This is a genomic window from Tahibacter harae (assembly GCF_024437735.1).
Taxonomy (GTDB): Bacteria; Pseudomonadota; Gammaproteobacteria; order Xanthomonadales; family Rhodanobacteraceae; genus Tahibacter; species Tahibacter harae.
Map to the genome: position 1 here is coordinate 107,739 of NZ_JANFQO010000006.1, position 13,528 is coordinate 121,266.

General features: G+C 67.4%; 17 protein-coding genes and 1 pseudogene. 14 read left to right on the forward strand and 4 right to left on the reverse strand.

The features are described 5' to 3' along the window. Positions 1-716 precede the first annotated feature (716 nt). The 4 genes from NM961_RS08295 to NM961_RS08310 all read left to right on the forward strand — a co-directional run bounded on the left by NM961_RS08295 (position 717) and on the right by NM961_RS08310 (position 2,387). Entirely contained in the window at positions 717-914 is a 198-nt protein-coding gene (locus tag NM961_RS08295) for a hypothetical protein (protein WP_255913603.1), read from the forward strand. 134 nt (positions 915-1,048) lie between these two features. Continuing rightward, a complete protein-coding gene (locus NM961_RS08300; protein WP_255913605.1) occupies positions 1,049-1,357 on the forward strand; it encodes a hypothetical protein in 309 nt (102 codons plus the stop codon). Positions 1,358-1,623: 266 nt separating this feature from the next. Next, positions 1,624-2,019, forward strand: a complete 396-nt coding sequence (locus NM961_RS08305) for a hypothetical protein (RefSeq protein WP_255913606.1) — start codon at positions 1,624-1,626, stop codon at positions 2,017-2,019. Between the two features lie 8 nt (positions 2,020-2,027). Then, positions 2,028-2,387 carry a hypothetical protein gene (locus NM961_RS08310; RefSeq protein ID WP_255913607.1) on the forward strand — a complete coding sequence of 120 codons (360 nt, stop codon included), beginning with the start codon at positions 2,028-2,030 and terminating at the stop codon, positions 2,385-2,387. Positions 2,388-2,538: 151 nt separating this feature from the next. Here the strand turns inward: NM961_RS08310 and NM961_RS08315 are convergent, their stop codons facing one another. Next, entirely contained in the window at positions 2,539-2,901 is a 363-nt protein-coding gene (locus NM961_RS08315; RefSeq protein ID WP_255913608.1) for a carboxypeptidase-like regulatory domain-containing protein, read from the reverse strand. A gap of 242 nt (positions 2,902-3,143) precedes the next feature. Here NM961_RS08315 and NM961_RS08320 point away from each other — a divergent pair, with 242 nt between their 5' ends. The 5 genes and pseudogenes from NM961_RS08320 to NM961_RS08340 all read left to right on the forward strand — a co-directional run bounded on the left by NM961_RS08320 (position 3,144) and on the right by NM961_RS08340 (position 6,406). Continuing rightward, positions 3,144-3,437, forward strand: coding sequence for a hypothetical protein (locus NM961_RS08320; protein WP_255913609.1), 294 nt, complete (start codon positions 3,144-3,146; stop codon positions 3,435-3,437). Positions 3,438-3,564: 127 nt separating this feature from the next. Then, positions 3,565-4,605, forward strand: a complete 1,041-nt coding sequence (locus NM961_RS08325; protein WP_255913610.1) for an ADP-ribosylglycohydrolase family protein — start codon at positions 3,565-3,567, stop codon at positions 4,603-4,605. A gap of 381 nt (positions 4,606-4,986) precedes the next feature. After that, a pseudogene (locus NM961_RS08330) lies at positions 4,987-5,256 on the forward strand (KGG domain-containing protein); the annotation flags it as partial. 118 nt (positions 5,257-5,374) lie between these two features. Next, positions 5,375-5,662 carry an EF-hand domain-containing protein gene (locus tag NM961_RS08335; protein WP_255913611.1) on the forward strand — a complete coding sequence of 96 codons (288 nt, stop codon included), beginning with the start codon at positions 5,375-5,377 and terminating at the stop codon, positions 5,660-5,662. A gap of 210 nt (positions 5,663-5,872) precedes the next feature. Next, positions 5,873-6,406 carry a hemerythrin domain-containing protein gene (locus NM961_RS08340; protein WP_255913612.1) on the forward strand — a complete coding sequence of 178 codons (534 nt, stop codon included), beginning with the start codon at positions 5,873-5,875 and terminating at the stop codon, positions 6,404-6,406. A 149-nt stretch (positions 6,407-6,555) separates the two neighbouring features. Here the strand turns inward: NM961_RS08340 and NM961_RS08345 are convergent, their stop codons facing one another. Further along, the gene (locus NM961_RS08345) at positions 6,556-7,140 is read right to left on the reverse strand and encodes a TetR/AcrR family transcriptional regulator (protein WP_255913614.1); all 585 of its coding nucleotides are present in this window, start codon (positions 7,138-7,140) and stop codon (positions 6,556-6,558) included. Positions 7,141-7,245: 105 nt separating this feature from the next. Between NM961_RS08345 and NM961_RS08350 the strand changes: the two genes are divergently transcribed. The 5 genes from NM961_RS08350 to NM961_RS08370 all read left to right on the forward strand — a co-directional run bounded on the left by NM961_RS08350 (position 7,246) and on the right by NM961_RS08370 (position 11,945). After that, positions 7,246-7,920 carry a hypothetical protein gene (locus NM961_RS08350; RefSeq protein ID WP_255913616.1) on the forward strand — a complete coding sequence of 225 codons (675 nt, stop codon included), beginning with the start codon at positions 7,246-7,248 and terminating at the stop codon, positions 7,918-7,920. A gap of 61 nt (positions 7,921-7,981) precedes the next feature. Then, entirely contained in the window at positions 7,982-8,446 is a 465-nt protein-coding gene (locus tag NM961_RS08355) for an NUDIX domain-containing protein (protein WP_255913617.1), read from the forward strand. Between the two features lie 160 nt (positions 8,447-8,606). Next, a complete protein-coding gene (locus NM961_RS08360; RefSeq protein WP_255913621.1) occupies positions 8,607-9,410 on the forward strand; it encodes a S1 family peptidase in 804 nt (267 codons plus the stop codon). An 869-nt stretch (positions 9,411-10,279) separates the two neighbouring features. Continuing rightward, entirely contained in the window at positions 10,280-11,017 is a 738-nt protein-coding gene (locus NM961_RS08365) for a helix-turn-helix domain-containing protein (RefSeq protein ID WP_255913627.1), read from the forward strand. A 97-nt stretch (positions 11,018-11,114) separates the two neighbouring features. Continuing rightward, on the forward strand, positions 11,115-11,945 hold the full coding sequence (locus NM961_RS08370; RefSeq protein WP_255913628.1) for a putative outer membrane beta-barrel protein: 831 nt from the start codon (positions 11,115-11,117) through the stop codon (positions 11,943-11,945). Between the two features lie 105 nt (positions 11,946-12,050). On the opposite strand, the gene NM961_RS08375 is transcribed toward NM961_RS08370, so the two are convergent. Both NM961_RS08375 and NM961_RS08380 read right to left on the reverse strand, forming a co-directional pair. Beyond that, entirely contained in the window at positions 12,051-13,172 is a 1,122-nt protein-coding gene (locus NM961_RS08375) for an FAD:protein FMN transferase (RefSeq protein WP_255913629.1), read from the reverse strand. Positions 13,173-13,176: 4 nt separating this feature from the next. Beyond that, on the reverse strand, positions 13,177-13,524 hold the full coding sequence (locus NM961_RS08380) for a PilZ domain-containing protein (protein ID WP_255913630.1): 348 nt from the start codon (positions 13,522-13,524) through the stop codon (positions 13,177-13,179). Positions 13,525-13,528: the final 4 nt, after the last annotated feature.

The window sequence follows — 13,528 nt, forward strand, 5'->3', positions numbered from 1 at the left end:
TGCCCGCCGATTCCGGAATTCCGGAACTGGATGCAAGCCATCGATCCAAAATAACCCCCCAACGTGTGGGCGCGCCGGCCGGCACGCCAAATCCAGGGTGTTTCCTGGCAAATCAGCGGGCCCGGTTCTGAGCAGTCCGGTCCCGCAACGTTGCGTAATCGGTCAGCCTGGGCCATTTCCCCGGCCGCCGTCATCCGTGCAAAATTGCTCGGATCCGCTGGGCAAACGGCAACGTTATGCCGCCATCTCCCGGCAATAATGGGATTCCGGCAGCCCACCAATCCCGTCTGCGCCACCGTCGCTGGTATCTCTACATCTTCCTTTATGTCATCTGCGCCCAGGGACGCGGGTGTCCGCGCCGCCGTCGGCGCCGCGTCGTGCTCTGATCGCGCAGGGGACTCGATTCGTTGTTGGTCGTACGCATTGGCCGTCGTTGAAATCCCGTGCCGGTTCGCAGCCATTGTCCTCATCGCGGCGGCCGGCGCTGCGCGTGTTGCGTAACAAGTGCTTCACACGGTGAAGCGCATAGTGAAGTTCCTTCCGCCTCACACGTCCCGCTGAGGCAGTTCCCCGATCAATGCCATGACGCACCCGGTGCGGCATGTGCCATTCCCGAAAAATTTGTGCCGGGCACCGGCACGACTTCTGCGGCAGGGCTTTCCTGTTGCACCGATCCTGGAGCGCATCGCCACGGATGGCTTATTTGGAGTCACCCCATGAAAGAAGCCACGACATACACCAAGCCCGATGCCAGCAACAGCAACAAGTCCGGTGCGGAAGGTGCGCCGCAAAACGCCGCCGATCGAGTGAACGAGGTGGACCAGGCCAATTCCGAACTGGCTGAAGAGAAGCGCACGCGCGCGACGGACGAACAGCAGCCCGGTGCTGCGGAGCAGGACGTTTCTGCGCGTTGACTGCGCGACCGCCCGGACTTTTCCGGGCGGTCTCCAGGCTGGTGCCGCGCCATGGCCGAACAAGGCGATGGACAGGTCAGCGCAAACTATCGGATCGCTGAGCGGTGACGCGCGATACGGCGACAAGGGTATGCATGTTGAACACGGCCAGCACGGCTGAGCGCGTACCGTTGCAGAACAGATTGGTGATCTATTTCCAGTTCTGTATTTCGCAGCGTGGCGGAATCGGACCGGTGCCTCTGCGCAAGCTGTGGGAAACCGTGGCGCGCAGCAGAAACGTTAAGGTGAGCCGGGCGCTGCGGTCGAATTCGGACGGCTTCATCTATTCCCTCGCCGCTGCGTCGGGCCTGGACGATCTGGCCCGGGTGGAAGCCGAGCTGAGGCAGCGGCTGGTGGCACAGGTGCTTGGTGAAGTGACCCTGCTGACGAGGGTTGCCGGCTAGCACTGCGCCGGGGATGCCGCGGCGTTTCCGCCCGGTGGATTGCTTTGGCGACCCGGATTCGCATGATGCCGACGGCGTATGCCGCATTGCGCAGCGCGAGGTCGCGGCCGAAAGCCGGTGAAATCTGCGAAGCGCCCGCCGCCGGCGTTCACGCATCACGAGAACGGGCCGGGCCGGATTGCCGCCGGAAACGGCCCCTGCCGGCCAGGGCTGCCGTCAGCGGGAGTCCACGTAACAGCGAACTAACAACCGCGCGCGCATAGTCGGTGGCTTATCCGGTTTCGTCGCGAATTCTCGCGCTATTCGTCCGTCACGGCGTCCGGCCGATTTTCCCCAAGTCAGGGGGTGCCGTGAACAATCCCGCTGTTTCGGCGGCTATCGCGACCAAGGGCCGCTCTCAGCTGGTCGTGCATTTCCAGTTCCGGCTGTCTCCGGAGACCAGCATCGGCCCGGCGCTGCTGCAGTTGCTCTGGAGCACGGCGGCCGACAGCCGCCGCGTCAAGGTTGGCCGCCAGCCGCGGCGAAACGCCGGCGGCTTCATCTATTCCCTGTACGCGCCGATGGACCTGCAGAACCTCGCGGCCGTGGAAATCCGCCTGCGGGCGCTGCTGGACCGTCATGTCGCAGGCGCTCTGCCGACGCTGACGCGCATGCATGTGTAGAGGCCGGCATGAGCTTTGATATCGCGTTGGGCAAATGCGTGGGCATCGATACCAAGGATGCCTTTGTCTCCATTGACTACTCGGTTCTGCAGAAGCTCAAGCCTGGCAGCGTCGCCACGTTTCCGATGCAGGCGCGGCTGCAGGTTCCGCTGGATCTGTGCAGCTCGACCAGGAGGCCGGCCAGCGGCCGCGAGCTGTTCGTCGATTTCGACAAGATCAAGGTCGGCGGCGGCGCCTATCTGGACTGCGACGGCAGCGGCGACTTCCTTCCCGCCGATATACGCCTGCTGGCCGAAAACCTGGAGCCGGGCCCCCGGCCGGCTCCGGTGCAGAAGCAGCGGGCGCACAACTGGCCGATCAAGCAATAGGGGCGGTGATCCGACGGCGCTGCCGCAGCCTCTGGCCCCAGCCCTCACGCATCGCTGTGTCCGGCCGGCATTCCGCGCCAGGTGATCGGGATGGTAGGGCATGTGTCCCGCGCGGTATTCCGCGTCCGTCGTTCTTCGGCCCGCGCGGCCGTCATGGCTGGCCCGCCGGCGGCGCCAGCGATTTCGGCGACAGCTCGACGTTGAGGCGTATCGTCCGGTTGAACCGCAGTTGGTAGTCGTAGCGCGCATACGGTCTGTAGGCGCTGTGCTCGTAGGTCAAGGTGTAGACGCCGGGCGACAGCTCGGCGAGGCGATAATCGCCCTCTGCGCCCGTGGCGGTTTTTTTCGGATCCGGGAGGTTGGAGCTCATTGCCGTCACGTTCACGCCGGCAATCGGCTGTTTGCTCGTAGCGTCGATCACCGTGCCGATGATGTCGCTGGGCTGGGCCTGGACGCCGGTGCCGGCGACCGACAACAACACGAACGAGAGCAGCGGCAGAATGCGGCGAAGCATACGAATCTCCTTTTGTCGGTTGACTCGGGCAGGTTGTTCCTATGCTAGCGCGGGACAAGCGCACTTCCCATGCCGGGCCGGCTTGCCCGCTGCTTGCCGGCGGCGCGTCAAGCCAGGAACATGGGCGTGTCGGCGATCTTCGACCTAGATGCGCAGGGGGCTGTGTGAGCAGAACAGATGAAGCTACGGCAGCGGGGCGGCCTTCGCGCCGGCTGCTGTTTCTGTGCGCGGCGGCGGCGGCCGTGGCGCTGGTGCTGGCGTGGTATGACGCGGTCCTGGTCGGCCGCGTGCTGGCTGGCAAGGCCCGCAATATCGGCGGCGACGTGGTGGTGATGGGCTATATCGTGGCCTGGCTCTGCAGTATCGCAGCGACCTGGCTGGTTTCGTCTTCCGGCGGAAGTCTGCGGTGGCTGCGCTGGCTTATCGCCGGCCTGTGCCTGTGTGCGGCGGCCGGCTGGCTCGTGCTTCACGGCGGCGGATTCATCTACAGTCACGAGAGCATGTTCCGCAATCCCTGCTGCTCGCTTTTTGAATAAAGGTGGCCGGCGTCCGGTCCGTACAGGCGGCGGCGTGGACGAAGCAGCAGAGCATCATCCGCGCCGCCGCGGAACAAAACACCTCCACCCAGGTCCGAAGCGCATTCGCATCGGCCTGGGACGCCGCATGAACCTTCTTGCGCAACTGCACGCCTGCCTGCTTGGCGGTGCGGTCGGTGATTCGCTGGGACTGCCGTTCGAGGGACTGCCGGCGCGCCGCGCCCGGCGCTGGGCGCACGGGGCGTTGCGGCAGCGTTTCCTTCTTGGCCGAGGCATGGTCAGCGACGACACCGATCACACGGTATTCGTGGCCCAGGCGCTGCTGCGCAGCGCCGGCGATGTCGATGTCTTCCGGCGCGTGCTGGCCTGGCGGCTGCGCTGGTGGCTGCTGTCGCTGCCGGCCGGCATCGGCCTGGGCACCTTGCGCGGAATCCTGAAACTCTGGCTGGGGCTGCGGCCCAGCGGCGTGCGTTCGGCGGGTAACGGCCCGGCCATGCGTGCGGCACTGATCGGCTGCCGCTTTGCCTACGACAGCGCGGCGCGGCGAACCCACGTGGCCGCATCGGCCCTGCTGACGCATACCGATCCACGCGCCCTGGCCGGTGCGCTGGCCATCGCCGAGGCGGCCGCGCGCATCAGCTGCGGCCAGTGGCGGCAGCGGCCGGATCCGGCGGAATTCGCGCAGGTGCTGACCGGGGTCAGCGAGAATGCGCAATGGCGCGCGCTGCAGCCCGTGCTGGCCGAAGCCTGCGCCAGCGCGCAGCCGACGCAGCGGTTGCGCGAGGCCCTAGGCCTGCAGCGCGGCGTGCCCGGGTTCGCGTTGCACTCGGTGCCGTTTGCTCTGCTCGCCTGGTACGAGGGGCATGGCGACTACGCGCAGACGCTGCAGTTGTGCGTGGACGCAGGCGGCGACGTGGATACGAATGCGGCAATGGCGGGCGCGCTGGCGGCGCTGGTCTGCGGTGTGGACGGCATTCCGCCGCAATGGCGCGAAAGACTGCTGGACTGGCCGCATGGCACCGGCTATCTGCAACGGCTCGCGGCGGCTCTGGCAGATCCGCAGGAATCCTGCGCAACGAATTTTTCCGCGGGACTGTTTCTGCGCAGTCCGCTTTTTCTTGCAGCCGTCCTGTGCCACGGGCTGCGGCGTCTGCTGCCGCCTTACTGAGCGCCGCTGCGGATTAGGCCGCTCCGGGTCGTCGTGATGTGGGGGTTTCATCGCGCCGTTGCGCAAGTCGCGACGCCAGCGCTGTGCCCGCCAGTGCACATTGAATTCTACTGTACAAATTTCCGTGCATTGCTCCAGTGCCGAAGCTGAACTGTGCGCGGAAAACCGCGTATTTCCAGGCCTTTTTCGCGGCAGGGCTGGTTGGCATGAGAACTGCGACAGCAGGCCGGCGTAACAGCAACCCAGCCTGAGAGAGAAATCATGCCGAACACACCACGCGGACAAGACACCACGAACGATCGCAGCCAGAGCGGCAACAACCAGGGCGGCCGCAGCCAGGGCGAGAGCAGCAGCCAGAGCCGTTCGGCCAGCGGCGGCCAGCAGGGCGGTGGCCGCGGCTTTGCCGGAATGGACGAGGCACGCCAGCGCGAGATCGCCAGCCAGGGCGGCCGCGCCGCCCACGAAAGCGGCCGCGCGCACGAGTTCACCTCCGAGGAGGCGCGCGAAGCCGGCCGCAAGGGCGGCGAAGCGGTGAGCCAGGATAGGGAGCACATGGCGGAAATCGGCCGCAAGGGCGGCGAAGCGCGCGGCGGCGCCAGCCGCACCGATCAGGACAACGACACAGACAGCGGCAACCGCCGCGACCGCTGACACAGCGGACGCGGCGCCGCCGGCTGTCCCTGCGGATCCGCTTCCTGTCGCGGATCCGCAGCGGCTCCGATTGAAAGATTCCGCAATTATCCAAACCCATCGCCAGCCGAGGTATTCCATGAAAATGCCAATCCTTGCCGTTTTATTGCTGCTCGCCGGTTCCGCCTGCGCGCAGAACTCCAACAATCCGACGGCGAACAACCCCAACAATCCCACTGATCGCAGCGGCATGAACATGCCGTCGTTCGACTCGGTCGACACCAACCGCGACGGCAGCGTGTCCCAGGCCGAATTCGACGCGGCCAAGGTGCGCAACATGACGTTGGCCCAGGTCGACCAGAACAGCGACGGAATGGTCTCCCGCGACGAGTGGAACAAGCATTCCGATAAACCCGAGCGCCGCTAGCGGCACAGCAGTACCGCGACCGGCTGCGGCGCTGCGGCAGCGGTCATGCGCGCCGCCTAGGGAGGCGGTGCGCCGAAGGCGGACACAGTAGCCGGCTGTCTGTGGAAGCGGCCCATTGACGTCCGGCTACTGTGTCCAGGCCCGCAGCCAGCTGCGGCAGCAGCGACGATTGCCTTTCCGCCAGCCCTACAGCCAGCAAGGAAGTACGTCATGGCATCACGCAACCACCCGACCATCATCGAACTGCTCAAGGCCGACCACCGCGAAGTGGATAAATTGTTCGAGGAATTTGAACAGGCCGAAGGCAACGCGAAAAAACAGATGCTGCTCGCCAGCCGCATAGGCCAGGCCCTCACCATCCACGCGGAGATCGAGGAAAACCTGTTCTATCCGGCGGTGCTGCCGCTGCTGGACGAGGAAGGCGCCGACCTCACCTGGGAGGCGGCCGTCGAACACGGCACGCTGCGCGGGCTCATCGCCGGCATGAACGGCGGCGATCCGGCCCAGCCCGCGATCAAGGCGCATGTGACCGTGCTCAAGGAGTATGTGCAGCACCACGTGCGCGAAGAGGAAAAGGAGCTGTTCCCGCGCGTGCAGCAGCTGGACCTGGATCTCGAAGCAATGGGCGCGGAGATGCTCCAACTCAAGGAAGGCCTCGCTGCCGCGGCAGCAGAGCCGGACACGAACAGCCGGACCATCCTGATCGCGGACGTTTCGGTCCGCGACGTGGCGGCCTGGCACTAGATCGCCGCTACGGCCGGCCTTCCGCTTGATCCCGGCCCGCGAGGGGCCGGGTTTTTTCGTGCGCGATTGCGCCGGCCCTGCTGCGGCGCCAGCTGGCCTCCGCGGCAGGTCGCCGCGGCGGAACAGACCGGTCGCCGGCCGCCTGCCCGCTATCCGGCCCGCACGGATTCATCCGCACCTGCGCTGACCTGCAGCGCGCGCAGCGTCGCCGTGGCAGACAGCTGCAGTGCGGCCGCCAGATCGCCGGCGCTGCAGGCCGCCTCGCCGGACAGCCAGGCGACGATGGGCGAGAACATGCCGTCGGCCAGGGCATGGGCGGCCAGGCGCGGCGGAATGCGCAGGCGGCTGCGGTATTGGCGAGCCAGGCTGGATTCGATCTGCGCGATCAGCGCCCTGCGCACCACGCGCAGCGCCGCGCCGTGGAAAATGCTGCGCGCCAGCGCGCGGTTTTCCCAGAAGTGCTGCAGGATGCCGGCGACCCGCGCCGTGCCCGCTTCGGCGCTGACGATGCCGGCGAGGATGGAGAAGGGGCCGTACAGGGCGGCGGAGAGCAACTCATCCTTGTTGCGGAAATGTTCGTAGAACGTGGAACGGCCCACGCCCGCCGCGGCCAGCACGTCGGCCACGCGGATCTCGTGGTAGCGGCGGCTGAGCACCAGGGTGAAGAAGGCCGACAGCAATTCGTCGCGGGTGCGCTGGCGGCGGGGATCCGTTTTCTGCGGGCTGCTGCTCATGGCCGGGATGGTCCCACGAAACGCGGCGGACATTGCGCCGCGATTGTCCGGAATCCGCCGGCGCGCGGCTGCTAGTTTTCCGCCGCCACCTTGCCGGAGCCGATCATGTCCCCGCCTGTCCCCGTTTCGCCCGCGCGCCACCCGGTTGCCGCGGCCGTGCTGATCGCGGCCGCCGTGCTGCAACTGGCGGCGATGGCGTTCCATCCCGTCGCCCACGGCGACAGCGCCGCCGAGCGGGTCGCCTCGATCGCGGCACAGGCGCCGCTCAGTGCGCATGTACATGGGTTGCTGATTCTGCTCGTGCTCGCGGCCTGGCTGGCGCTGGCGCAGTATTCCGGCCCGCGCGCGCAGCGGCCGCTGGTGCGCTGCGCCGGGCGGCTGTACGGGCTGGGGGTGGCTGCAATGTCGGGCGCGGCGCTGGTCAACGGATTCGCCGCCGGCCATTTCGCGGCGCGGGCGCTGCGCGCGAGCGAGACCGTGCAGGCCGCGGCGCCGGCCGTGCTGCTGTTCGCCGCGGCGCTGAACCAGGCACTGGCAGGTTTCGGCACGCTGCTGCTGTCCTGCGGCATCGCGGCCTGGTCGCTGGACTTGTGGCGTGCGCCGGACGGGTTGGCGCGGCTGGTTTCGGTCTACGGCATGGCGGCGGCCACCGCTTGCGCCATCGCCTATCTTGGCGGCCTGCGGCTGGATGTGGCGGGCATGGGCGCAGTCCTGCTGGCGCAGGCGCTGTGGTATGTGCTGCTGGGCGTGCTGCTGTTGCGCGCGCCCGCGTTGCGCTGAGCCGCCTGGGCCGGCCGCGGTTCATGGCCGGGCCGGGAACGAATCATTGCGAGGAGGGAACATGTCCATCATGCAGCATCGCATCTCCGCGGGAGCACTGGTCGAGCAGGATGGGTGCCTGTTGCTGGTGCGTCACGCGGTGCCCGGAAAATACGACTTCTGGGTAGCGCCCGGCGGCGGCGTGCAGGGCGAGGAGTCGCTGGAGCAGGCCGCCGCGCGCGAGGTGCGCGAGGAGACCGGGCTGGAAGTCCGCGTCGGACCGCTGGCGTATATCGAGGAATTCCATTCGCCGCACACGCGCCATGTGAAGTTCTGGTTTCTGGCCGAGGTGCTGGGCGGAACCCTGAGCGCGGACCGTGCCGAAGCCCGGATCGAACACATCGTCGAGACAGCCTGGCTGGCGCGGGCGGACTTCGCCGGCAGGGCGGTGTTTCCACCGTTCCTGGCCGGCGATTACTGGGAGCGCCGCGCCGCCGGAATTGCCGCGCCGGTGCGGCTGCCTTTGCGTGCGATGCAATTCTGGTAGCCGCAGCGGAAAGGCCGCATGCGAAGTACGGCGGCGCGGATTCCTGCAGGCCAGGTATTCCGGCCGCAACGCGCCGCGGCCACGGGTTCCGGCGCGGCGGGCATCCCGCTGGACACGCGCCTGCGCTATCGTGTGGCGTCGTTCTGTCCGCCAGGATCCCATGTCATCTCTCCACTTCGCTGCGCTGTTGTTGCTGGCTTTCGCACCGGCCGCCAGCGCCATCGTCATCCGCGACGACGTGCCGGAGGGGCGCTACCGCGTCGCGCCGGAGGAATTCCCGGCGCTGGCGGATCTGCCGCATGAAGGGCATGGCGTACTGATCGCCAGGCAATGGGTGGTCACCGTTGCGCATGCGGTGCAGGGAACCGCCGTGAACGAGATCTGCCTGGCCGGCCGCGCACGCGCAGTGGCCGAAGTCATCCTGCACCCGGCCTACCGCAGGCCGGACAAATCACTGGAAAGCGGCGATGCTGCGCCGCTGATTGCGGCGCTCGCGGCCAGCGACGATATTGCGCTGATCCGCCTGGCCGAGCCGGTCGAGGACGTGAAACCGGTGGCCCTGTTCCGCGGCAACGGCGAAGAAGGAAGGCTGGCCAGGCTGTTCGGTGCCGGCGCCAGCGGCGACGGACGCCGCGGTCAGGACATGCAGTCGCCGCATCGCACGGTACTGCGCCGCGCCTACAACCGGATCACGCAGGCGCAGGGACGCTGGTTGACCTATCGCTTCGACAGCGGCAGCACGGCGCTGCCGCTGGAAGGCATGCTCGGCAATGGCGACAGTGGCGGACCGGTGCTGATACGCCAGGGTGGTTCCTGGAAGCTGGCCGGGCTGGCCTCGTGGAAGCTGGCCCAGGGCGAACTGGCGGATTTCCGCCCGGGCCTGTACGGCCAGGTCAGCTATCAGGTGCGCCTGTCGCACTATGCGGCGTGGATCGCCGAAGTGATGGCGGCGCGGGACAGGTGAACGGCGCGGCCCTGAGGTTGGGCAGGCGGGAATGGCGCAACACGGGTTCCTGTTTTGGGATCGTCGTCACGAGGGAGATCTCTACCGCGGCGAATCCGCGCAACGGATCGGGACGCCCATTTCCTGTTCCAGCCGCTTGCGGCGGATCGGCGCGATGACGCAATGCCAGTGCGATGTCGCAAGCAAGGCACGGTTTCGCTTTTTCGCTCATGCCCGCCTGTGCAAATGGGGCAGTGCAACTGGGGACACCCACAGTCCGGAACCGCCGTGAAGGGCGCCATTTCAGGACACCCATAGTCCGGAACCGTGGCGAATCGGCGCACGGATCGGGACGGCCATTTCCTGCCGCTGCAGACCCATGCGATCGCTCAATCCCGCCGCAACGCCTCCGGCCAGACGCGGGCCGCTGTTCCGCTCGCGCCCGTCGGCGTGAGAAAGCGTGAAGAACAGTGATTGCGCATGCACCTACGGCGGCGCAGCGAATTCTGGGTCATGAAATTCGGTATTTGCCATGACATTGACGCTGCGGTGCAAGGGATTTCCCGGATGCGCGAACTGCGACAGGGTTGGCAGACTTCGGCGGCTGGTGAGGATGCGGGCACGCGGCGGGCACAAGGATTCTCGCAACGCTGATGGGATGGACCAAGTCCCGTGACCGATCCAGCCGCGGCCGGGGCGCTTGCGCCCCTGGCCGCGTCCCTTCGCGGCTCGCCGGTACAGCGCCGATCCGTGGCCGTCTGCCAGTCATCGCAATTGTTGCCGTGGCTTGAATGCGGGCCGCCAGGCTCCGCGGCCAGCTCAGCCCACCTTGTTTCCCGGCGATACCTGAGGTCTGATCCGGTATCGGAATCCGATACCGGGCAGTACGTATGAGCGCCGCCAAGATCCTCGTCGAGAACATCCGCAGCGTGCTGCGCCAGCGCGGCATCACCTATCGCCAGCTGGCGCAGTTGCTGGGCGTGAGCGAGCCCACCATCAAACGCGATCTGGGCCGCGGCGATTTCTCCCTGGCGCGGCTGGACCGCATCTGCGAAGTGCTGCAGCTCAGCCTGGCCGAGCTGGTCGATGCCAGTGCACCGCTCAGCGTGCACGAGTTCAGCGACGCGCAGGAGCGCGCCCTCGTGCGCGATCCGCAGCTGTTGCTGCTGACCTATCTCGTAGTCAACGACTGGAAGTGGGAGGAGATCGCCAGCACCTATGCCTTCGACGAATCGCAGCTGGTCAGCCTGCTGCTGCGCCTGGACGAGCTGCGCATTGTCGATTACCGCCCGCCGCGCCGTATCAAAAAATTGACTTCGCGCACTTTTTCCTGGCGCCGCGACGGGCCGGTGCACGAATTTTTCCTGGCGCGGGTGGCCGGTGAATTCCTGCGCGGGCCGTTCGACGGCGTGGGCGACGCCTTCCAGTTCGTCAGCGGCATGCTGTCGATGGCTTCGCGCACGCAGCTGCGCGCGGCGCTGGTGCGGCTGGCGCAGGAATTCGACGAGCTGGCGCGGCAGGATGCGCGCCTGCCGCTGCGGCAGCGTGACGGCTTCAGCCTGATGCTGGGCCTGCGCCAGTGGGAGTTTTCCGAGTTCACACGGCTTCGACGCCGGCGCGATCCATGATGCGCGGGGCTTCAGGAACGGGGCCGCGTCGTCACCGTGTCACAATAGGCCGCGGCCATCGGGCCGCCGTATACGCAACAGGCGACAAGGAATCACCATGAACAGGAAAACTCCGCTGCGCTGCCTGCCGGCCCTGCTGCTTGCCGGTGCCGCGCTGGCGCCCGCCGCCCAGGCCGAGCGGCCGATGGCGCTGGACCGCATCTATTTCTCCGCCGGCGCCTACCAGGCCGACAGCGATGCCGACGCCCGCATCAACGGGTCCAACGATGTGATCGGCAGCGATGTGAACTTCGAGGACGATTTCGGCCTCACCAAGGACCGCGTCGTGGGCCGCGCCCGCTTCGGCTTCCTGATCGGCGACAGCCAGGGCATCGAGGTCGACGGCTACCGCTTCCACCGCGATGCCAGCACCACCCTGCGCCGCCAGATCAACTACGACGGCAGCACCTTCGACATCGGCGCCAATGTGCAGGGCGAGCTGAACATGGATTTCGCCAGCGTGGCCTGGCGCTGGTGGATACCGGCCGGCGAACGCGATGTCTGGGGCATAGGCCTGGGTGGCGGCTACTACCGCGTGGCCGGCAAGGTGAGCGGCGATGCCTCGCTCAACGGCAGCACCACCCGGGTCGATCTGCGCGACAGCGAATCGGCCTGGGCGCCGCTGGTAGAACTGGGCTGGCGCCATGCCTTCAGCGATTCGGCCCGTCTCTATGCCGATATCGCCGGCGTGTATAAGAACGGCGGTTCCATTTCGGGACATATCTACAACGCCACCCTGGGCTTCGAGTTTTTCCCGTTCCGCCATGTCGGCTTCGGCGTGGAATACGGCGCCCAGCGCATCCGTATCGACGCGGACAAACGCGATTTCGACGGCAAGTTGAACATCAACCTGTCCGGTCCTTCGGTATTCCTGAAGGCGCGTTACTGAGACGCGGACGGAACGGCCGCATGGCGGCCGTTCCGCCGTACGGGCGTAACCGTTACCGCAGGCGCGCATTCCTGCGCAGGCCTGCCACTTCGCCCCGCAACGCGGCTAAGGCGCCGTCGCCGCGGGCGCGGCCGATGGCGCTGGCGGCTGCGGTCGGCTGCCGGCGCAATTGCCGCCCAGATCGGCGCTGAGGCGCAGATTCTGCGGCGGCGTGGTGAACGTCAGGCGCTGCTGCATCGCCGGCGAAACCCAGACCGTGCCGTCGTCGGCCACCAGCAGCACGCAGCTCACGCCCAGCGAGCGCGCCAGGGCTTCCAGCCCTTCCGCGCCGCCTATCATCAGGCTGGTCGAGGCCACGTCGGCCACGACGGCATCGGTATGGATCACACTGACCGCGGCCACGCCGCGTGCCGGCCTGCCATCGCGCGGGTCCAGCACGTGGCCCCAGCGTTCGCCTTCGCGCTCGCGGAACTTGTTGTAGTTGCCGGAGGAGAACAGCGCCTCGTGGCCGCGCAGTTCCACACCGGCCAGGGTCTGGTGCTGCGGCGAGCTGATGCCGACGCGCCAGGGCCGTTCGTCGGCCTGGCCCAGCGCGAGCACATCGCCGCCGACGTTGATCAGCGCATTGGCGATGCCCTGGCGCTTGAGCAGGGCGGCGATCTGCTCGGCCGCATAGCCTTCGGCCAGGCCGTTCAAATCCAGCTGTATATGCCGGTTGCGCGAGGTGACCGTACCGTCCTCGGCCACGCTGATGTCATCCATGCGCGGCCGTGTGGCGAGCAGGGTGTCGATGGTGGACTGGGGCGGCGGCGGGGTGGTGATGGGATAGTCGCTGGTGTGGAAGCCCCACAGGCCGACCAGGCTGCCTATGGCGGCGTTGAACAGGCCCTGGCTGCGCACATAGCCCTGCTGGGCGCTGCGCAGCAGGCCGGCGAGTTCGGGCGAGGCCTGGTAGGGCAGGTCCTGGGCGATGGCGGCGTTGAGCCGCATCAGGTCGCTCATCTCCCAGGGATGCCAGGCGCGCTGGTCGCGCTGCAGCTGTTCGCCGATGGCACCGAAGGCGGCGGCCGCGGCCGCCGGCGGCACGCCGCGCAGTTCCACGTCGGTGAGGCCGCCGAAGATGACGAAGCTGGCCTTGTGCACATCCGCCCGCGGCCGCCCGTACAGCCATGCCGCCGCGGCCAGCAGCGCGGCGGCGGCGAGGACGAAACCGGCCAGCCGCTTCAAGCGCCTATTCCCAGCTGTGCCGGCCGCGTTCCAGCCAGGCCTGCAGCAGCGCCTGGTCCTGCGCACTGATGTCGATGAAGCGCAGGCCTACCCAGTGCTGGCCGGGCACGCTGGCCTGCTCGGTCCATTGCTCGTGCAGGCCGATTTCCAGCTGGTGCAACTGGCCGTTTTCGTCGGGCAGCTGGAAGGCGAACTGGTACAGCGCATCGTCCCGGGCCGGGCGGTCGCTGACCAACATCATGCCGTCGATGGAGAGATTGCCGATGCGGCCCACGCTCTCGCCGGTGATGGTGTTGATGACCTGGATGATTTCCTCGGCGCGGCGGCGCGGCGCGCGGCGGTGTTCGACCATGAGC

Excerpts from the sequence above, each read along its gene's own strand:
- NM961_RS08295 (WP_255913603.1), top strand. The coding sequence starts at position 717 with ATGAAAGAAGCCACGACATACACCAAGCCCGATGCCAGCAACAGCAAC.
- NM961_RS08300 (WP_255913605.1), top strand. The coding sequence starts at position 1,049 with ATGTTGAACACGGCCAGCACGGCTGAGCGCGTACCGTTGCAGAACAGA.
- NM961_RS08310 (WP_255913607.1), top strand. The coding sequence starts at position 2,028 with ATGAGCTTTGATATCGCGTTGGGCAAATGCGTGGGCATCGATACCAAG.
- NM961_RS08315 (WP_255913608.1), bottom strand. The coding sequence starts at position 2,901 with ATGCTTCGCCGCATTCTGCCGCTGCTCTCGTTCGTGTTGTTGTCGGTC.
- NM961_RS08325 (WP_255913610.1), top strand. The coding sequence starts at position 3,565 with ATGAACCTTCTTGCGCAACTGCACGCCTGCCTGCTTGGCGGTGCGGTC.
- NM961_RS08335 (WP_255913611.1), top strand. The coding sequence starts at position 5,375 with ATGAAAATGCCAATCCTTGCCGTTTTATTGCTGCTCGCCGGTTCCGCC.
- NM961_RS08340 (WP_255913612.1), top strand. The coding sequence starts at position 5,873 with ATGGCATCACGCAACCACCCGACCATCATCGAACTGCTCAAGGCCGAC.
- NM961_RS08345 (WP_255913614.1), bottom strand. The coding sequence starts at position 7,140 with ATGAGCAGCAGCCCGCAGAAAACGGATCCCCGCCGCCAGCGCACCCGC.
- NM961_RS08350 (WP_255913616.1), top strand. The coding sequence starts at position 7,246 with ATGTCCCCGCCTGTCCCCGTTTCGCCCGCGCGCCACCCGGTTGCCGCG.
- NM961_RS08355 (WP_255913617.1), top strand. The coding sequence starts at position 7,982 with ATGTCCATCATGCAGCATCGCATCTCCGCGGGAGCACTGGTCGAGCAG.
- NM961_RS08360 (WP_255913621.1), top strand. The coding sequence starts at position 8,607 with ATGTCATCTCTCCACTTCGCTGCGCTGTTGTTGCTGGCTTTCGCACCG.
- NM961_RS08365 (WP_255913627.1), top strand. The coding sequence starts at position 10,280 with ATGAGCGCCGCCAAGATCCTCGTCGAGAACATCCGCAGCGTGCTGCGC.
- NM961_RS08370 (WP_255913628.1), top strand. The coding sequence starts at position 11,115 with ATGAACAGGAAAACTCCGCTGCGCTGCCTGCCGGCCCTGCTGCTTGCC.
- NM961_RS08380 (WP_255913630.1), bottom strand. The coding sequence starts at position 13,524 with ATGGTCGAACACCGCCGCGCGCCGCGCCGCCGCGCCGAGGAAATCATC.